The sequence below is a fragment of the Rhodanobacter lycopersici genome, from assembly GCF_040812335.1.
In the GTDB taxonomy this organism is placed as follows: domain Bacteria; phylum Pseudomonadota; class Gammaproteobacteria; order Xanthomonadales; family Rhodanobacteraceae; genus Rhodanobacter_A; species Rhodanobacter_A lycopersici.
In genome coordinates this window covers 22,723-42,215 of the sequence record NZ_JBFOHK010000005.1, presented here as the reverse complement: position 1 = coordinate 42,215, position 19,493 = coordinate 22,723, and the positions used below count along the sequence as shown (strand labels likewise).

The following is a 19,493-nucleotide window of genomic DNA, read 5'->3' as shown; positions in this document are numbered from 1 at the left end:
GTAACCAGCGGGGCATTTTTTTCTCCGTCGACGCGTTGCCGAAGGCGATGGCGCGATCACGAAAGCGGATATCCGGGTACGGCACCATGAACGATCGCTTTTCCATCCAGGACAATCACTCCGCCGCCCGCAGGAGTTGCCGATGATCCGTCGCCGCGCCGCCGCCTCGGCCCTGTTTTCCGCCCTGCTTGCGCTGGGCTGCGCCTTTGCGGCGCCTGCACAGCCCGCATCGCCCGCCGCCCCCGGGAACTCTGCTGCCCGGGCGCCTTCCGGCGTGTGGTACGAGATCTTCGTGCGCAGCTGGTACGACACCAACGGCGACGGCATCGGCGACCTCGACGGCGTCACCGCCAAGCTCGACTACCTGCAGTCGCTGGGCGTCAGCGGGATCTGGCTGATGCCGATCAATCCCTCGCCCAGCTACCACGGCTACGACGTCACCGACTACGAGGCGGTGAATCCGCAGTACGGCACGCTGGCCGATTTCCGCCGCCTGGCGGCCGAGGCGCACAAGCGCGGCATCCGCGTCATCATCGACATGGTGATCAACCACACCAGCAACCAGAGCCCGTGGTTCAAGGCCGCGCTGGATCCGAACAGCCCCTACCACGACTGGTACAGCTGGGCCGACAAGTACACCGACCTGGAAAGCGCCAGCGCCGCCGGCAGCCAGGCCTGGCATGCGGCGGGCAAGCAGCCGGGTCTTGAACAACATTATCTCGGCATCTTCGCCGCGGAAATGCCCGACCTGAACTACGACAACCCGGCCGTGCGCGCCGCGATGATCAAGGCCGGCCAGTTCTGGCTGAAGCAGGGCGCGGACGGCTTCCGCCTCGACGCCGCCCGGCATATCTACGAGAACTTCCCCTGGGACGTGGACGATCCCGTCGCGCTGGCGAAGAACCTCGACTGGTGGAACGCATATCGCCGCGGTCTCGACGCGGTGAACCCGCACACCTATCTGGTCGGCGAGGTGACCCAGCCCACGGCCACCGACCTGGCGCCGTACCTGAAACCGCTGGATGCGGTGTTCAACTTCCCGCTGGCGGTGCAACTGATCGACGCCGCGAAAAGCGAACGCAACCAGGGGCTCGGCCCCACCCTCGACCGCAGTTATGCCGCCTACGAAGCCGTCGGCGGCAAGGTCATCAAGGACGCCCCCTTCCTTTCCAACCATGACCAGGAGCGCGTGATGAGCCAGCTCGACGGCAATCCCCGCCACATGCGCACGGCCGCCGCGATGCTGCTCACGCTGCCGGGCGAACCGTACGTCTACTACGGCGAGGAGCTGGGTACGCTGGGCAAGAAGCCCGATCCCGCCTTGCGCGAGCCGATGCGCTGGGACCGCTCGACGAAGGCCAGGGGCGAAACCACCTGGGAAGCCGGCAACCCCGCCAACGGCGCAGCCGTCTCGGTCGAGGCCGAACAGGCCGACCCGCACTCGCTGCTGCATTACTACACGCAGCTGATCCACTGGCGCAGCGAGGTGCCCGCGCTGCGCAACGGCGGCTTCCGCGCCTACCCCGAGGCCAGCGACCACCTTGCCGCATGGGAGCGCACCGACGGCCGCGACACCGTGCTGGTGGTACACAACCTCTCCGGCCAGCCGCAGACGATGGCGCTGGACGCGCCCGGCGAACCGCATTTCAGCCACGTGCTGAAGCAGACCGGCCCCGGCGCGGCGATCCACGACAACACGCTGAGCGTGCCGGCCTATACCAGCGTGGTGCTGCAGTGATGGCCCGGCGCATGCTCGCCGCCGCGCTGGCCGCCGGCCTGCTGGCTTCCATGCCGGCGCTGTCCGCCACGGCACCGGCAGCCTCCGCCATGCACGTCGACACGCAGGGCGTGGCCTTCCGCCTGGGTGCCGAACAGGTTTCGATCCGTCTCGATGGCACGGGCGTGGTGCATGTGCAGGCGCTGCTCCCCGGTGCCACCGATGCGCATACGCTGGTGCTCGATCCGCACGCGAAGCCGGGCACCGTCGCCGATGCGCGCGTGCACGACGACGGCGCCGCGCTCACCCTCGCCAGCGACCAGCTCACCGCGGTCTGGCACAAGAGCGCCGGCACGCTGGAGCTGCAGGACGCGCAACACCATCCGCTGCTCACGCTCGACCTCGCCGCGCTGGCGCAGGGCCATGTCGTGCTGACCCATGCATCGGGCGACGCGCTGTACGGCATCGGCGGCTACGACAAGGACCAGGATGCCTCCGCCGGCCTGCTGCGCAGCGGCAGGCAGGTGGCCAAGGCCGGCGAGCAGGGTCATCCCGGCGCGCCGTTCGTGTGGAGCACCGCCGGCTACGGCGTGCTGGTGGACAGCGACGGCGCGGATTTCTCGCTCAAGGGCGGCCGCATCGACATCGCGGGCCTGTCCAAGCCGGCGCTGGATGTCTACCTGCTGGCCGGCGACCCGCAGCAACTGTTCGGCGAACTGGCCGACCTCAGCGGCCACGCGCCGCTGTTCCCGCGGTGGGCGAACGGCTTCATCAACAGCCAGTGGGGTATCGACGAGAACGAGTTCCGCCAGATCATCGCCACTTACCGCGCGAAGCACATCCCGCTGGACGCCTTCACCTTCGACTTCGACTGGAAGGACTGGGGCAATGACTGGGGCGAGTTCAGCTGGAATCCCGTGAAATTCCCCGACGGCCCCACCGGCAAGCTGAAGGCCGACATGGACATGCTCGGCGTGCACATGACCGGCATCATGAAGCCGCGCGTGCACGTCGACACCGTGGAAGGCCGTTACGCCACCGCGCACGACCTGTGGTTGCCCGGCGAGAAGGTCAGCCCCGACTACTTCTCGCACAAGCCGGTGAAGGACATCGACTTCGACAAGCCGGCCGCGCGCGCGTGGTGGTTCAACCCGCACCTGCAACACAGTTTCGACACCGGCATCGTGGGCTGGTGGAACGACGAGGCCGACACCACCAGGAGCGACACCCAGTTCCTCAACATGCAGCGCGCCACGTATGACGGCCAGCGCGCACATTCGAAGCTGCGCGTGTGGTCGATCAACCGCGACTTCTGGCTGGGCGCGCAGCGCTACGCCTACGGCCTGTGGTCGGGCGACATCCGGACCGGCTTCGCCAGCATGGCCGCGCAGCGTCCGCGCATGCTCAGCGCGATCGACGTGGGCGAGATGCAGTGGGGCATGGACGGCGGCGGCTTCGTCGGCCATCCGTCCGACGAGAACTATGCGCGCTGGATCGAGTTCGGCGCGTTCACGCCGGTGTTCCGCGTGCACGGCACCGAGGGCGAGAAGCGCCAGCCGTGGAAGTACGGCCCAGTGGCCGAGGCGGCGGCGACGCATGCGATCCGCCTGCGCTATGCGCTGCTGCCCTACATCTACAGCTACCAGCACCGTGCCAGCGTCGCCGGCGTGGGCCTGGTGCAGCCGTTGGCCTTTGCGTGGCCGCATGACCCGCAGGCGCGCAACGACGTGGGCGCCTGGCTGTTCGGCGACTGGCTGCTGGTGTCGCCGGTGGTCGAACAGGGCCAGACCACGAAGCGCATCTACCTGCCCGCCGGCTCCTGGACCGACTGGACCAGCGGCAAGGTCTACCGGGGCGGCCAGACCATAGCCTACCCGGTGGACGCGAAGACCTGGCGCGACATCCCGCTGTTCGTCCGCGCCGGCGCGATCATCCCCACCCAGCCGGTGATGGACTGGAGCAGCCAGCACCCGGTCGGCACGGTGAGCGTGGACGTGTTCCCCGCCGCCGAGGCCACCCATTTCGACTATTACGACGACGACGGCGAAACCTACGACTACACGGATGGCGCGTACTTCACGCAGCGCCTCGCCACGCAACGCAGCGGCGACACGGTGAACTTCAGCACCACGGCACCCGCGGGCAGCTACCACCCCGCGCTGCGCTACTGGCTGGTGCGCGTGCACGGCATCGCCTCCGCCACGGTCGATGCCGCCGGCCATGCGCTGCCCCATGCCGCGACGCCGGCCGCACTGGAAGCCGGCGACGGCGAGGGCTGGAGTACCGCCAGCGACCGCTACGGCCCGGTCACCGTGCTCAGGCTCGATGCCGGCGTCGCACGCACGCTGCGGCTGGCCGCGCACTGAGCCGTGACGGCGCCTTGCAAGAACAAGTGCATGGGCGTCTACACTGGCAGCAGATGCGCCTGCCTCCTCACCGGGCAAGCGCACCGGCCACGGTGGGCCGCTGACATGCGGGCGAAAGGCAGGCGCACGATGGCGCGGCCCGCCCGCCGCATCGATGGGAGATCGTCGTGAGCATCTTCAGCAGCCTGATGATTGCATTGACCGCCGCCGCGCACGGCCCGCTCTGGCACGACAGCCTGCACTGGCGGGGCCAGAGCGCCAGCATGACCATGCAGCCGGGTGGCGGCTTCCTGCTGCAGGCGGCACACGACAAGCGTGCGATCCCCGCGCCGCCCTGGGCCGTGCAGACCGCAAGCCCCCTGTTCGACGGCCTGTACGCGATGGCGCAGGACGACCTGCGCCAGGATTCGGTCGGCTCGATCCGCGACGACGCCTTCGACCATGGCCAGCCCATCCCCTGCACCTGCTTCGAGACCGGCGCGAAGTGGCATTACGTATGGACGCGCGACCTCTCCTTCGCGGTGGACCTGGGCCTCTGGCGTTTCGATGCCGTGCGCGCGCGCAACGGCCTGCGCTTCAAGCTCTCCGACAGCCGCGTGCCCGACGCTCCCAAGGGTCCGTTCGTGATGCAGGACACCGGCTCGGGCGGCAGCTGGCCGGTGAGTACCGACCGCGTGGTGTGGTTCCTCGGCGCACGCCACCTGCTGGGCGATCCCGCCTTCGCCGACACCACCTGGCGTGCGCTCACCGCCACGCTGGCGCAGGACCGCCGCTATGCCTTCGACGCCGGCATGGGCCTGTATCGCGGCGAGACCTCCTTCCTCGACTGGCGCGAGCAGAGCTACCCCGCGTGGATGGCGGACGACGTGGTGCCGATCGCGCAGTCCTATGCGCTGTCCACCAACGTGCTGCACTACCAGGCGCTGGAACTGGCCGCGCGCATGGCCGGCGAGCGCCACGACGCGCGCGTGGCGGAGTACCAGGCGCAGGCCGACGCGCTGAAAGCCGCGATCAACGCGCGCTTCTGGCGCGCCGACCGCGGCATGTACATGAGTTACCTCGGCGGCGACGGCGCGCCCTACGACAGCTACGACCTGCTCGGCATCGCGCTGGCGATCACCAGCGGCGTGGCCGATGCCGGGCATGCACGGCAGGCGCTGGCGAACTACCCGGTATGGCCCGCCGGCAGCCCGGTGATCTGGCCCGAGCGCATCGACCAGCCGGTCTACCACAACCGGGCGATCTGGCCGTTCGTGAGCACCTATGCGCTGCGCGCCGCACGTACGCTGGACGATCCGGCGCATATCGCGTTCGAGATCACCTCGGTGATGCGCGGTGCGGCGCTGGCCGGCTCCAACATGGAGAACTACGAGCTCACCACCGAGGCCACCCACGTGGACGACGGCAAGCTCAGCGGCCCGGTGGTGGATTCGCCGCGCCAGCTGTGGTCGGTGGCCGGCTACCTCGCGATGGTGAGCGAGGGCGTGTTCGGCCTCACCGACGACGACCGCATCGAACCCAAGCTGCCCGTCTCGCTGGTGCCCATGCTGTTCGGCCGCGAGGACACGATCAGCCTGCAGCTGCCCGGCCGCCGCATCACCCTGCAGCGTCCGCAGAAACTGGACGGCAACCTGCTGGTGGCCGATCGCATCGAGCAGCACGGCAACGACAGCGTGGTGCTGCTGAAGGCGGTCAAGGTGCCCGAGCTGCCGCTGCGCAGCAAGGTGCCGCCGTTCGCCCCGACCGCTCCGGCCGCGCCGGAGGTGACGCGCGACGGCGCGAACTGGCAGGTGCGCAGCAGCGCGCCCGGCACGCTCTATCTCAATGGCCAGCGCGTGGGCGCGATCGATGGCACGCTCACGGTACCCGCCGTCAACGCCTTGCAATGCTTCAGCGTCACGCAGGCGGGCGCCGACGATCTCGAATCGCTGCAGAGTCCGCCGCAATGCGAAGGTCCGGTCAGCAGCGTCGAAGGCACCTGGCCGCGGGCCTGGACCGCACCGGCCACCGGCAGCTACCAGGTGGCGCTCACCTATCGCAACGACCACGGCCCGATCGACACCGGCATCACCGCCGCGGTGAAGCAGCTTTCGATCCGTTGCGAGGGCAGCCCGGTGCAGACCGTGCCGGTGGTGATGCCGCACAGCACGGGCGAGCAGCTTTCCACCACGGCACAGTTCAACGCCAACGCGGGTGCGCGTTGCCGCTTCGCGCTGGAACAGGGTTTCAACATGAGCTATCTCGCGCACAACGCGCATTACACCGGCGGCGCTGGCGGCAGCAGCGGACCGCTGAATGACGCCGACGTGGGCGCGCTGCGCATCACACCGCTGCCGGCGGAAGACACCCGATGACACGCCATGCCCTGCTCCCCTCTCCCGCTTGCGGGAGAGGGGCCGGGGGAGAGGGCACGTTCGGAGTGCGACGCCTCGCTCCGCCCGTACCCTCTCCCGCCCGTCGGGCACCCACTCCCCCCAGCGGGAGAGGGAAGTCGGAAGCAGGAGAGCGCGAGGAGTTCACCCGACAAGGTCACGCACGTCACATGCTCCCATTCACGCCTTCCGCCACCGCCGCCCAGTGCATGGGAACCGCCCCATGACCCGCAAGCCCGAGCTGTCGTTCTGGCAGATCTGGAACATGTGCTTCGGCTTCCTCGGCATCCAGTTCGGCTTTGCACTGCAGAACGCCAACGTCAGCCGGATCTTCCAGACGCTGGGCGCGAACGTGGACCAGATCCCGGTGCTGTGGATCGCGGCGCCGTTCACCGGACTGATCGTGCAGCCGCTGATCGGCTACTGCTCCGACCGCACCTGGAACCGCTTCGGCCGCCGCCGGCCGTATTTCTTCGCCGGCGCCGTGCTGGCCACGCTGGCGCTGCTGGCGATGCCGAACTCGCCTGCGCTGTGGATCGCGGCGGGCCTGCTGTGGATCATGGACGCCTCGTTCAACGTGTCGATGGAGCCGTTCCGCGCCTTCGTGGGCGACCAGCTGCCGCCACGCCAGCGCCCGCTGGGCTACGCGATGCAGAGCGTGTTCATCGGCGTGGGCGCGGTGGTGGCCTCGTTCCTGCCCTGGCTGCTCACCCGCTGCGGCGTGGCCAACACCGCGCCGGCCGGCACGGTGCCGCATTCGGTGATGTACTCCTTCTATGCGGGTGCGGCGGTGCTGCTGGGCGCGATGCTGTGGACGATTTTCACCACGCGCGAATATCCGCCGGAACAGCTGGAAGCCTTCGCCGACAGCCATGTGGTGGAGGAACCCGTGGAGGTAAGCCGTGCCTGGCGGCCGGGTGCGTTGTTCCTGCTGCTGGGCGTCGCGCTGCTCGCACTGATCCGGCATTACGCGCTGCGCACGGAACTGTATCTACTCGCCGGCGGACTGGTCGGCGCCGGCGCGCTGTTCCTGTGGCTGGCGCGTACGCGCCAGCGGGGCGCGCTGCGCCAGATCATGGGCGACCTGTACGGCATGCCGCGCGCGATGCGCCGGCTGAACTGGGTGCAGTTCTTCTCCTGGTTCGCGATGTTCGCGATGTGGATCAACACCACGCCCGCCGTCGCCGGCCACTTCTACGGCAGCGCCGACACCACCTCTGTCGCCTACAACGAAGGCGCGAACTGGGCCGGCGTGCTGATGGGCACCTACAACGGCGTGGGCGTGCTGGCCGCGATCGTGATCCCGCTGCTGGTGCGCGCCTGCGGCCTGCGCTGGAGCCACCTGATCAATCTGTGGCTGGGCGGCCTGGGTCTGCTCTCGTTCCTGTTCATCCGCGACCCGCGCTGGCTGATCGCCTCGATGGTCGGCGTGGGTTTCGCCTGGGCCTCGATCCTGTCGCTGCCCTACGCGATGCTGTCGGACAACCTGCCCGCGGCGAAGATGGGCATCTACATGGGCATCTTCAATTTCTTCATCGTGATCCCGCAGCTGATGGCGGCCAGCGTGCTGGGCGTGCTGCTCAAGCTGTTCTTCCACGACCAGCCGATCTGGGCGCTGGCGCTGGGCGGCGCCAGCCTGCTGCTGGCCGGGCTGTGCACGCTGCGCGTGCAGGAGCCGCACGGGACAGCATGAAATACCCACGACACCGTGGCAGCAGCAGCTCGCTTGCGCATGACTGAATGGCACTTTAGTATCACTGTCATGCGTACTGAACTCGTCACCACGCTCAAGCGCCAGGCAACCGAATTGCTCGCCGACATCGAGCGGGACCGGCAACCCATCCTCATCACCCAGCATGGCCTGCCCAGCGCCTACCTGGTGGACGTGGAGAGCTACCAGCTCATGCAGCAGCGCATGGCACTGCTCGAAGGCATCGCACGTGGCGAAAAAGCGGTGGCCCAGGGCCGCACGGTTTCCCACGCCAAGGCCAGGCAACACCTTGCCCGATGGCTGAAATAATCTGGTCGGAACCGGCGCTTGGCGACCTGGACGCCATCGCCGACTACATCGCACTGGAAAACCCGCAGGCTGCGTCGGAACTCGTCATGCGCGTCCTCGCGCATGTGGGGCAGCTGGCCAACCACCCTGACAGTGGCAGCCGCCCGCAGGAACTCGGGCGATCCCGCTACCGACAGGTCGTGGAACCGCCCTGCCGTATCTTCTATCGCCACGATGACGGCAAGGTATTCATCCTGCATGTCATGCGCGCGGAACGCCTGCTTCGTCCGGGGCATCTCGCCGGACGCGCCAGACAGGCAAAAGCCTGAAGCCCCCACCGCTCCGACGCGATTGTCACGCCGAGGACGCTCCTCGCGCCGCGGCGAAGAAGCGCTCCGCATCGACCACCGGCATGGCCGCACCCAGGCCGTTGCCCTGCAGTTCGTCGCAGCCCAGGCCGGCGAGGAAGACGGCCTGGGCCGGGGTTTCCACGCCTTCGGCCGCAGCCAGCATGCGCAGCTGGTGGGCCAGCTCGATGATGGTCTGCGCGATCGCGCCGTCGTCGGCATCGCCGGGCAGGTCGCGCACGAAGCTCTGGTCGATCTTCAGCTTGTCGATCGGGAACTGCTTCAGGTAGGCCAGGCTGGAATAGCCGGTGCCGAAATCGTCCAGCGACAGCCGCACGCCGAGCGATTTCAGGCCGCCCAGCGTGCGGCGGATCCGCGCCACGTTCTCCATCAGCGCGCTCTCGGTCATCTCGATGTCCAGCATCGCGGGCGGCACGGCATGACGCTGCAGCGCCTCGGCCACCTGCTCGACCAGGTGCGGATGCTGCAGCTGCTGCGCCGAGACGTTCACCGCCAGCGTGAAGCCGCGATGGCCGCGATCCAGCCACGCGCGCATTTGCCGCGCCGCCTGCGCGAACACCCAGCCGCCGATCTCGGGCATCAGGCCCAGCGCCTCGGCAACCGGGATGAAGCGAGCTGGCAGCACCCGCCCAAACTCGCCGCAGTTCCAGCGCAACAGCGCCTCGAAGCCGGTCAACGCATGGTCGAGCGCGTTGTACTGCGGCTGGTAATAGAGCTCCAGCTCGTCGTGGCGCAGCGCGTCGCGCAGGCGGCCGCCCAGCAGCACGCGTTCCTCGAGTGCCTGCTTCTGCGCGACGCTGAACTCGCTGACACGGTCGCGGCCGTCGCGCTTCGCCTGCATCATCGCCGCCTCGGCGCCGCGCAGCAGGGTCGGCGGCGTGTCGCCGTGCTCGGGCGAATGGCTGAGGCCCACGCTGGCGGTGAGCAGCAGGCGGTAATCCTGCCCTTCGATCGGCCGCGCCACCACGCCGCGGAGGCGCTCGGCCAGCTCCAGCACCGCCTCCCTGCCCAGGCCACCCGCCGCCACCGCGAACCTGTCACCGGTGATGCGCGCGATCTGCCACTGCGCACCCAGCGCTGTGCGCAGGCGACCGGCCACGCGCCGCAGCACGTCGTCGCCGATCACGTGACCCACCGATTCGTTGACCATCTGGAAGCGGTCGAGGCCAATCATCAACACCCAGGCGGGCGTGGCGGGATTCTGCAGGATCACCGCGAGCGCACGTTCCAGCAGCGGGCGACGCGGCAGGCTGGTGATCGCGTCGTGGCTGGCGGCATGGGCCAGCTCGCGTTCGGCCTGGCGGCGTGCGGTGATGTCGCGCGCCACGGCGTAGAGCAGGCCATCCGGCGTGGCGAACGCGGTCCATTCCAGCAGGTATTCGCTGCCGTCCTTCGCCACGCAGCGGTTGACGAACTCGTGGACCCGCTGCTCCGTGCCGGCCGGCCCGAGGATCGGATCCGGCGTCGCGGCATCGCGCTCCGGCCTGAGGAAGTTCCGGTAGCTGCGCGACTTCAGCTCGTCGCTGCTGTAGCCGGCAAGGCGCGGCAGCGAGGGATTGAACTGGATCAGGCGCTCGCTGCGCGGGTCGAGGATGCAGAAGATCTCCTGCGACATCTCGAAGAAGCGGTTGCGTTCGCGCAGGCGCCCGACCAGCCGTTCGCTCTCGATCGCGATGCCGGCGATCGGCAGCATGCGGTCGATGTTCGCCAGCTCGTCCGGCCGCGGCGCGCGCGGTTCGCGGTAGTACACCGCGAAGGTGCCCAGCACGTCGCCGTGGCTGCCGGGCACCGGCGTCGACCAGCAGGCCCGCAGCCCGTGCGCCAGCGCCAGCTCGCGGTAGTTCACCCAGTACGGATGGGTGGCGATGTCATCCACCACCACCCGCTTGCCGCACCACGCCGCCGTGCCGCAGGAACCGTGCGCTTCGCCGATCTCCAGCCCGTCGATGCCCTGGTTGTAGGCCTCGGGCAGGCTGGGCGCGGCACCGTGCAGCACGTGACGGCCATCGGCATCGAGCAGCTGCAGCGAACACAATGCGCCCGGGTTAAGTGACTCGTGCAGGCAGGCGATGCGCTGCAGGCTTTCCGCCAGCGGCTGCTGCGCGGCGATGCCGAGCAGGATCTCGTGCTGCCCGGCAGCCATCCGCTCGTCGCGCCGGCGCGACGTGATGTCCTGGCAGGCTCCGAGCATGCGGATGGCGCGGCCATCCGCATCGGCTTCCACCACGCCCCGGCTGTGCAGCACGCGCTCGTCGCCGTCGGGCCGCAGGATGCGCTCCTCGAACTCGAACGTGCCGCCGTCCCGCAGTGCATGCTCAACGATGCCGCGCACGCGTGCCCGGTCATCCGGATGCACGCGCTCCAGGTAGGCCTCGAAAGTGGCCGCGTGGGTTGCCGGATCGACACCGTAGATGCGGTAAAGCTCGGCCGACCAGCGGACCCGGTTGGCAGCAACCTCCCAGCTCCAGCTGCCCACCCGCGCCAGCTGCTGGGCCTGGTCCAGCAGGCGCTGCTGTTGCTGCAGCTGCTGCTCCGCCTGCTTGCGCTCGGTGATGTCCTGGAAATAGATCGTCAGGCCGTCGGCCGACGGGTAGATGCGGTTCTCGAACCAGCGCTCGGGCGGGTACCAGGCCTCGATGATCCGCGGCCGCTGTTCGGCCATCGCCTGCTCGCAGGCCTGCCGGAACGGCGAGCCCGCGTCTTTCGGGAATTCCGTCCAGATGTGCCTGCCGACCAGCTCCTCGACGCACCGGCCGAGCAGTTCGCCGGCCCGCACATTGAGGTAGGTGAAACGCCAGTTCCGGTCCAGCGCCACGCACGCATCGGTGATGCGTTCGAAGACATGCAGGGACTCCGACTCGAACGGGCTACGCCCCATGGGATACGCGATCCTGTCGCGATAGCGTGGACGGCGTGGGCAGGTTATGCCAGCCGCGGATGTCCCGCAATGCGAAAAACGGAGACCAGATGCAAGATCTTGTGCGTGGCCGCGCTACAGGCGCAGGCTCGAACGCCGCACCTTCAGTTCCGCCGGCAGCATCGCGCTCTCGGCGCCCTCGCCGCGGATCAGCCGCAGCAACTGCTCGACCAGCACCTCGCCGGCCTTGCCGGTGTCCTGGCGCACCGTGGTGAGCGCCGGATTGACGAAGCTGGCCATCGGGATGTCGTCGAAGCCGGCCAGCGCCACGTCGCCGGGCACCGCGAGGCCACGCTCGGCCAGGGCGCGCAAGGCGCCGATGGCGATCAGGTCGCTGGCCGCGAACACGGCGTCGAACGATACGCCGCGCTCCAGCAGCAGTTCGGCCGCCTCGTAGCCGGCACGTTCAGTGGTCTCGGCATCGGCCTGCAGCGCCTCGTCCACCGCCAAGCCGGCCTCGCGCAGCGCCGCCGCGTAGCCGCGATAGCGCTCATGGAACTCCGGGTAGTGCGGCGTGGCGTCGCCCAGGAAGGCGATGCGCCGGCAGCCCTGGGCGATCAGGTGTGCGGTGGCGAACCGGCCGCCCGCGTAGTTGTCGCAGCCGATCGATACGCCGGGCTGGCCGGGCAGCACCGCGCCCCAGCGCACGAAGCGGGTGCCCTGCGCGACCAGCTTCTCCAGCTTGTCGCGGTGCGACTGGTAGTCGCCGTAGCCGAGCAGGATCAGGCCGTCGGCCTTCTGGCAGCCGGCGAAGTCGGCGTGCCAGTCGCGCGAGAACTGCTGGAACGAGATCAGCAGGTCGTAGCCCTGCTGCGCACTGGCGCGGGTGATCGAGCCCAGCATGGACAGGAAGAACGGATTGATGTGCGAGTCGTCCGCGGTGGGGTCCTCGAACAGCAGCAGCGCCAGCGTGCCGGTGTGCTGGCGGCGCAGGTTGGAGGCGTTCTTGTCCACCTTGTAGTTAAGCGTGTCGGCGGCCGACTGGATGCGCCGCCGGGTCTCCTCGCTGACCAGCGGACTGCCGCGCAACGCCCGCGACACCGTGGACTGCGAGACCCCGGCAAGGTGGGCGATATCGAACGATGTGGCCTTTCCCTTCATCCGCGACCCGATGCGTGGCACGGGCGGCGACGCGTCGCCCATCTCCGCATCGTACCGTGTCGCGAAGTGCAAGACCTTACGCGCGCATCTCCTCCAGCTCCATGCCCCGCGTCTCGCGCACCGCACCCAGCACGAACAGGAACGACAGCAGCGCGAAGGCCGCATACAGGCCGTAGGCGAACGGCAGGCCCAGCTCGGCCAGCGCAGGGAAGCTGCTGGTGATCGCGAAGTTGGCCAGCCACTGCGCCGCCGCGGCCACCGCCAGTGCGATCGCGCGGATGCCGTTGGGGAACATCTCGCCCAGCAGCACCCACACCACCGGCCCCCAGCTCACGCCGAAGCACACCACGTAGGCGTTCGCCGCCACCAGCGCCAGCATGCCCACGCCGTGCGGCAGCACCAGTGCCGCGCCGCTGCCGCTGGCCTGCGAGAAGCACCACGCCATCAGCGCCAGGGTGACCGCCATGCCCGCCGAACCGACCGCCAGCAGCGGCTTGCGGCCGATGCGATCCACCAGCGCGATCGCCACCAGGGTCACCAGCACGTTCACCACCGAGGTGACCACGGTGATGCTGAAGGCATCGGCCTCGCTGAAGCCCACCGAATGCCAGAGGGTCGACGAGTAGTAGAAGATCACGTTGATGCCCACGAACTGCTGGAACACCGACAGCGCGATGCCGATCCACACCACCGGCAGCAGGCCGGCGCACTTGCCGCGCAGGTCGCGCAGGCGCGGGCGGTGTTCGATGCGCAGGCTGTGCCCGATGTCGGCGAGCTTGGCCTCCAGCGCCAGATCGTCGTCCACGCCCAGCACCTGGCGCAGCACCGCCTTCGCCTCGTCCAGCCGGCCGCGCGCCACCAGGTAGCGCGGCGACTCCGGCACGCCCAGCACCAGCGTGCCGTAGACCAGCGCGGGCACCACGGCGGCGAGGAACATCCAGCGCCAGGCTTCGAGTCCCAGCCACAAGGTTTTCTCTGCGCCGCCTGCCGTGCCGGCCAGCCAGGCGTCGCTGAGCAGGGCGGCGAAGATGCCCAGCACGATCGCCAGCTGCTGCATCGAACCCAGCCGGCCGCGGATCGCCGCGGGCGACACCTCGGCGATGTAGGCGGGCGCGATCACCGAAGCCATGCCCACCCCGGTGCCACCGACCAGCCGCCACAGCACCAGGTCGCGCACGCCGTGCACCAGGCCCGAGCCCAGCGCGCTCACCGCCAGCAGCAGCGCCGCCACCTGCATGGCACGCACGCGACCGTAGCGGTCCGCCAGCGGGCCCGCGTACCACGCGCCCACCGCCGAACCCAGGAGTGCGCAGGACACCGCGAAGCCGATCTGCCCCGCATCGAGCCCGAAGCCCGCGCGCACCGCATCCACGGCACCGTTGATCACCGCCGTGTCCATGCCGAACAGGAAACCGCCCAGCGCCGCCGCCGCCGCGATCAGCACCACCCGTGCCGTCGCGCGCTGCGCGCTCGTGCCTTCCACGCCGCCCACTGCGCTCATCGCGTTCTCCCCAAGACCGTCGCCTGCAAGGCTACGATTCTTGCTGTGCGACTGCCGCGCCGTCCCCTTGAATACGTATGCAAGCCGCCGCCGCGGGATGGCCGCTCAGGCAGCGGTGCCGACCGCCAGCAGCGCAGCGCGCAGCGCATCCACGTAGGTGCGGCTGGCGCGCAGCGGCGTGCCGTCGTGCAGGCGCAGCAGGCTGTCGCGGTTGGACAGCGCCTGCAGCTCGGCCACCCGGTCCAGCCGCACGATGGCCGAACGATGGATGCGCGCGAACTGCGCCGGGTCCAGCCGCGCGGCGAGGCGGTGCAGCGGCTCGCGCAGCAGGTGCAGGCAGCCGCCCGCGTGCAGGCCGGCGTAGTCGCCCTGCGCCTCGATCCAGTCGATCTGCGCCGCATCCACCAGCCGCACGCGCTGGCCCAGGCGCACCTCGAAACGGCTGGCATACACCGGTGCCGCGCGGGATGCGGCCGGGTCGAGCCGGCGCAGCGCCAGCACCTGCCGCGCACGATCGAGTGCATCGGCGAAGCGGTCCTCGTCGACGGGCTTGAGCAGGTAGTCGAGCGCGTGCACGGCGAAGGCACGCAACGCGAATTGCACATGCGCGGTGAGCAGGATCGCCAGCGGCCGTTCCGACGGCGACAGCCGTTCCAGCGCATCCAGGCCGTTGATTCCCGGCATCTGCACGTCGATGAACACCAGGTCGGGGCGCTGCGTGCGCATCGCTGCCAGCGCCGCCTCGCCGTCGGCGCATTCACCGATCACGCTCACGTCCGGCTGTGTCGCCAGCCGCGCACGCACGCCGCCGCGTGCCAGTGGCTCGTCGTCCACCACCAGCACGCGCAGCGTCATGCCGGCTGCGGCACGGGCGCCACGATGGCGCGGCAGGGCAGCGCGATGTCGATGGCGCAACCGCCATCGTCGGCGAGTGCGAACTCGAAACGTTGCGCCTCGCCATACAACCTCGCCAACCGCTCACGCACGTTGCGCAGGCCGATGGCGGCCGGACGTGCCTCGTCACCGGTCGCGCCAGCCGCCACTGGCACGCCGTCGTTGCGCAGCGACAGCCGCAGCATGTCGCCGTCGCGCGCGACCGCCAGCGCCACGCGGCCGGGCGTGATGCGCGGCGCGATGCCGTGGCGGATCGCGTTCTCCAGCAGCGGTTGCAACAGCAAGGGCGGCACCGCCGCCTGCAGCACCTCGGGGCCGATGCGCAGGTCCAGCTGCAAGCGTTCGCCCAGGCGCACCTGCTCGATGTCGAGGTAATGCCCGGCCAGCGCCAGTTCCTCGGCCAGCGTCACCTCGTGCGCCTCGCCGCTGTCCAGCGTGGCGCGCAGCAGGTCGCCGAGCCGGGCCAGCATGCGGTTCGCTTCCGGGTTGCGCTGCTCGGCCACCAGGGTGGAAATCGCGTTGAGCGTGTTGAACAGGAAATGCGGCTGCAGCTGGTAGCGCAGCGCGCGCAGCTCGGCGTCGCGCGCCTGCGCGGCGATCTCGCGCACGCGTTCGCGTTCGGCCTGCAGCGCCGCGTAGTGGTCCACCACGGCATGCACGGCGGCGAACGCGATCAACGCCAGCCAGCAACTGTCCAGCTGCTGGAACAGGAACTTCCACTCGAAGCGCGGCAGTGCGCCGAGCCGGATCGCCAGCAGCTCACCCAGCGCGTTGTTCGCCAACGACATGGCATAGCTCAGCGCCAGCAACGCGGGGATCGCCAGCCACCACGACACGCCGCGCCGCCGCAGCCCGCGCTGCGCGGCCGCCATCGGCACGATCCACACAAGGTAAGTGAGCGCGTACAGCACGCGGAAATCCACCGCGCGGCCACGCCCCAGTTCGGGCAGCGCCATCACCGCCATGCACAGCACCAGCGGCAAGCCCGCCAGCAGCGGCAACCAGAACGGGACATCGGCGCCGCGGCGGACGGCGGGTACGGCAAGGCTCATGTGCAAGGGGTTTCCGGCAGCGACGGCGGGCAAATCGCCTGCCACCACTTCACTCTAGCGCAGCTGCGTGGGCTCGCTGGAATACGCCATCGCGCTGATCTTCCAGCCAGTGCCGGTGTTCACCAGCTGCCAAGCCTCGTGGCCGCGGTTGTTGACCTTGCCGTCGGCGAGGAACACGAAGTCGAAGTACACCGAGGCGATCGCGCCGTCGGTCGCAATGCGCACGTTGGAGAACCGCTCCTCCATGCGGCCCTTGCTGCCGACCACGAAGTCGATGAAATGCCGGTAGTTGTCGGCATGGAAGCGCGGCATCTGCGGATGCTTCGCGCTGAGCTGGCGATACGCATCGTCGCCCAGCACCTCGAACCAGGAGCCGCCGTCAGGGACAAACAACGCCTCCAACGACGCCTTGTCATGCGCGATGATGGCGGCTTGGAAGTGCTCGACCACCTGCTCGATCTGCGCCGTCGCATCATCGGCATTGGAGGCCTTAGCCGCAGTCGTCACCCCTGCGCACGCCAGACATGCCAGCAAACCGAATGTCATCGCGATCTTTTTCATGCGCGTTGCCCTTCAATGGAATCGAGGCCACATTGAAGCCACACGCATGGCGGGATTGCCAACGCACTGCGCCAGACCGTGCCTTGCCGGCGACGAGACGAGTGCCAACCGGCTACGCCGCAGAAGGTGGAAGGCGAAACGCAGGATTGCAGCCTTTGTCGTTGCGGCGCGATGTGCGAAGTGCCGGATAGCTCCATTGACGGCACCCTGGCGCCAGCCGCCTCAACCTTCCCGGGCAGTTGGATACGGGAAGGATCAGATCGTTGCCGACGCGGCAATATCCAGCGTGATGCGACGAACCGTGTCATCTACGCGACGGACAGGTCACACTGAAGTCCACCGCGTCGATATCATGTTTGTTGCCGGCATCCATCACCTCGACTTCGCTCGGCGCCGGTGGATAGTTGGACCAGGAGCATCATCGGGCACTACAAGCGGCGAGGAAAAACGCCTCGCGAGAAGGAGAACGCCTTGATCAGGAATATCGTTGTACTGCTAGCACTCACGCTGACTTCGTCCTTGAGTTTTGCCGCAGAGCAGCCTGCCACCGACCCATCAAGCGTGGATGACGTCAAGCAAGTAACGGTGGAGTTCCAGGCCGCACTGGCAAAAAAAGACAGAGATTCGCTACTCGCGCTTTTCCTGAACGACTCCGTTCCCGTCATGGGCGTGGCCAGCGACAAGACCATCGCCAGGATTCGTCTGAAGAAAGCCGATGCGGCGAAAGTCGTCCCCTCAACCAGCGGCAAGTTCGTGGACTCGATCGTCGGGGATGCCGCGGCTTCCCGGGAAATATTTTCCAACGTACGCATCCACAGCGATGGCGCGGTGGCGTCGGTTTATTTCGACTTCGTGTTTGAGAGCAACGGCGAACCGCAGAATATCGGCAGCGAATCGTGGCTACTCACCCGGACTGACCAGGGTTGGAAGATTTCGGGCATCGTGTATTCGATGAATTTCCCAGAGAAGAAGTAGGCAGCTCGCAAAAAAAGGTTGGCGATCACTTCCCGCCGCACGGCTTGTGCCGGAAACATCCCACCAAATGATCGTTGATCATGCCGGTGGCCTGCATCAGCGAGTAGCAGATGGTGGTGCCGACGAAGCGGAAGCCGCGCTTCTTCAGCTCCTTGCTCATGCGGTCGGACAGCGGCGTGCTCGCGGGCACCTCGCTGCGGTCCTTCCAGCGATTGCGCAGCGGCTTGCCGTCCACGAAGGACCACAGGTACGCATCCAGGCTGCCGCATTCGACGATGACTTTTTGCGTGGCAATGGCGTTGTCGCGCGCCGCGGTCACCTTGAGGCGGTTGCGGATGATGCCGGGGTCGAGCAGTAGTTTCTCCAGCTCGCGATCCTTCATCGCCGCCACGCGGGCGATGTCGAAACCGTGGAAGGCCTTGCGGTAGTTGTCGCGCTTGGCCAGCACGGTGCGCCAGGACAGGCCCGCCTGCGCGCCTTCCAGGCACAGGAACTCGAACAGTGCATGGTCGTCGTGCAGCGGCACGCCCCATTCGGCGTCGTGGTAGGCGCACATCAGCGCATCGTCGGCGCTGGCCCAGTGGCAACGGTGCATGTGGAGATCCCGATACGGCGCGGTGCGCGCGAAGGGCGGTAGTGAACCCCCTCCCGGCCTCCCGCTGCAAGCGGATGGAGGAGCGGAGCGACTACACTCGCGCCTTTCCACTTGCTCGCCATCGATGACCGCATCGTCCAACTCCCAACGCGGTGCCGTGCTGGCGCTGCTCGCCACGATAGTTCTGTGGGCCTACAGCTGGGTGGTGATGAAGCAGGTGCTGGCCTATGCGGGGCCGTTCGATTTCGCGGCGATGCGCTACCTGCTGGGCGCGGCCGTGCTGTTCGCGGCGATGCTGCTGGCGCGGCAATCGCTGAAGCCGCCGCCGCCGCTGCCCACCATCCTGATCGGCCTGTGCCAGACCGCGGCGTTCCAGGGGCTGGAACAGTGGGCACTGGTGAGCGGCGGCGCGGGCCATGTGGCGCTGCTGGCCTACACGATGCCGTTCTGGGCGGTGCTGCTGGCCTGGCTGATCCTGCGTGAACGGCCCGCGGGCCGGCACTGGCTGGGGCTGGCGCTGGCCGCGCTGGGCCTCGTCTGCATCATCGAGCCGTGGCGCGGGCTGGGCAACGCGACGAGCACCGTGCTGGCCATCGCGGGTGGCGTGGCCTGGGCCGGCGGCACGGTGCTGAGCAAGCGGCTGTTCCGGCAACACACTGTGTCCGCACTGGGACTCACCGCATGGCAGATGCTGGCCGGTGGCGTGGCGCTGGGCATCGTGGCGCTGGCAGTGCCGCAACGGAGCATCGAGTGGAGCGGCGCCTTCGTGACGGGATTGGCCTACAGCGTGCTGATGGCCTCCAGCCTGGCATGGTGGCTGTGGTCGATCGTGTTGCGCCGGCTGCCCACCACGGTCGCCAGCGTCAGCAGCCTGGGCGTGCCCATCGTGGGCGTGCTGCTGGCATGGCTGATCCTCGGCGAGCAGCCGCGCACGATGGAGTGGGCAGGCATCGGTTTCGTGCTGCTGGGCCTGTGCGCGGTGAGCGGCATCCGCCTGCGGCGGCGCTGAGCGGCGCAAGTTCGCGCGACCGCATTCAGCGCAACAATGCGTCGACGGCGATATCATCCACATGTC

15 protein-coding genes are annotated in these 19,493 nt (G+C 68.6%); 8 read left to right on the top strand and 7 right to left on the bottom strand.

The annotated features are described in order from the left end of the window. Positions 1–142: 142 nt before the first annotated feature. From ABQJ54_RS16380 to ABQJ54_RS16355, 6 genes are all read left to right on the top strand, one after another. Complete coding sequence (locus tag ABQJ54_RS16380; RefSeq protein WP_367855396.1) at positions 143–1,738, top strand: alpha-amylase family glycosyl hydrolase; 1,596 nt, start codon at positions 143–145, stop codon at positions 1,736–1,738. After that, positions 1,738–4,083 (top strand): TIM-barrel domain-containing protein, encoded by a 2,346-nt coding sequence (locus tag ABQJ54_RS16375; RefSeq protein ID WP_367855395.1) that lies wholly within the window; start codon positions 1,738–1,740, stop codon positions 4,081–4,083. The genes ABQJ54_RS16380 and ABQJ54_RS16375 overlap by 1 nt, the downstream gene beginning before the upstream one ends. A gap of 188 nt (positions 4,084–4,271) precedes the next feature. Beyond that, positions 4,272–6,437: an alpha-L-rhamnosidase-related protein gene (locus ABQJ54_RS16370; RefSeq protein ID WP_367855672.1), complete on the top strand. Its 2,166-nt coding sequence runs from the start codon at positions 4,272–4,274 to the stop codon at positions 6,435–6,437. Positions 6,438–6,678: 241 nt separating this feature from the next. Beyond that, complete coding sequence (locus ABQJ54_RS16365; protein ID WP_367855394.1) at positions 6,679–8,148, top strand: MFS transporter; 1,470 nt, start codon at positions 6,679–6,681, stop codon at positions 8,146–8,148. A gap of 69 nt (positions 8,149–8,217) precedes the next feature. Next, positions 8,218–8,475 carry a type II toxin-antitoxin system prevent-host-death family antitoxin gene (locus ABQJ54_RS16360; protein WP_367855393.1) on the top strand — a complete coding sequence of 86 codons (258 nt, stop codon included), beginning with the start codon at positions 8,218–8,220 and terminating at the stop codon, positions 8,473–8,475. Beyond that, on the top strand, positions 8,463–8,783 hold the full coding sequence (locus ABQJ54_RS16355; protein ID WP_367855392.1) for a type II toxin-antitoxin system RelE/ParE family toxin: 321 nt from the start codon (positions 8,463–8,465) through the stop codon (positions 8,781–8,783). Before ABQJ54_RS16360 ends, ABQJ54_RS16355 begins: the two co-directional genes overlap by 13 nt. Before the next feature lie 25 nt (positions 8,784–8,808). Here ABQJ54_RS16355 and ABQJ54_RS16350 read toward each other — a convergent pair whose 3' ends face one another. The 6 genes from ABQJ54_RS16350 to ABQJ54_RS16325 form a co-directional block, all read right to left on the bottom strand. Then, positions 8,809–11,700, bottom strand: a complete 2,892-nt coding sequence (locus ABQJ54_RS16350; protein ID WP_367855391.1) for an EAL domain-containing protein — start codon at positions 11,698–11,700, stop codon at positions 8,809–8,811. Between the two features lie 114 nt (positions 11,701–11,814). Further along, entirely contained in the window at positions 11,815–12,840 is a 1,026-nt protein-coding gene (locus tag ABQJ54_RS16345; RefSeq protein ID WP_367855390.1) for a LacI family DNA-binding transcriptional regulator, read from the bottom strand. Between the two features lie 76 nt (positions 12,841–12,916). Continuing rightward, positions 12,917–14,341 carry a sugar porter family MFS transporter gene (locus ABQJ54_RS16340; protein ID WP_367855389.1) on the bottom strand — a complete coding sequence of 475 codons (1,425 nt, stop codon included), beginning with the start codon at positions 14,339–14,341 and terminating at the stop codon, positions 12,917–12,919. A gap of 105 nt (positions 14,342–14,446) precedes the next feature. Next, the gene (locus ABQJ54_RS16335; protein ID WP_367855388.1) at positions 14,447–15,196 is read right to left on the bottom strand and encodes a LytR/AlgR family response regulator transcription factor; all 750 of its coding nucleotides are present in this window, start codon (positions 15,194–15,196) and stop codon (positions 14,447–14,449) included. Next, positions 15,193–16,287 carry a sensor histidine kinase gene (locus ABQJ54_RS16330; protein WP_367855387.1) on the bottom strand — a complete coding sequence of 365 codons (1,095 nt, stop codon included), beginning with the start codon at positions 16,285–16,287 and terminating at the stop codon, positions 15,193–15,195. Before ABQJ54_RS16330 ends, ABQJ54_RS16335 begins: the two co-directional genes overlap by 4 nt. A 54-nt stretch (positions 16,288–16,341) precedes the next feature. Beyond that, positions 16,342–16,794 (bottom strand): Cif family virulence factor, encoded by a 453-nt coding sequence (locus tag ABQJ54_RS16325; RefSeq protein ID WP_367855386.1) that lies wholly within the window; start codon positions 16,792–16,794, stop codon positions 16,342–16,344. A gap of 525 nt (positions 16,795–17,319) precedes the next feature. Here ABQJ54_RS16325 and ABQJ54_RS16320 point away from each other — a divergent pair. Further along, complete coding sequence (locus tag ABQJ54_RS16320) at positions 17,320–17,823, top strand: nuclear transport factor 2 family protein (protein WP_367855385.1); 504 nt, start codon at positions 17,320–17,322, stop codon at positions 17,821–17,823. Positions 17,824–17,848: 25 nt separating this feature from the next. On the opposite strand, the gene ABQJ54_RS16315 is transcribed toward ABQJ54_RS16320, so the two are convergent. Beyond that, on the bottom strand, positions 17,849–18,418 hold the full coding sequence (locus tag ABQJ54_RS16315; RefSeq protein ID WP_367855384.1) for a DNA-3-methyladenine glycosylase I: 570 nt from the start codon (positions 18,416–18,418) through the stop codon (positions 17,849–17,851). A 124-nt stretch (positions 18,419–18,542) separates the two neighbouring features. Here ABQJ54_RS16315 and ABQJ54_RS16310 point away from each other — a divergent pair, with 124 nt between their 5' ends. Then, the gene (locus ABQJ54_RS16310) at positions 18,543–19,427 is read left to right on the top strand and encodes a DMT family transporter (protein ID WP_367855383.1); all 885 of its coding nucleotides are present in this window, start codon (positions 18,543–18,545) and stop codon (positions 19,425–19,427) included. Positions 19,428–19,493: the final 66 nt, after the last annotated feature.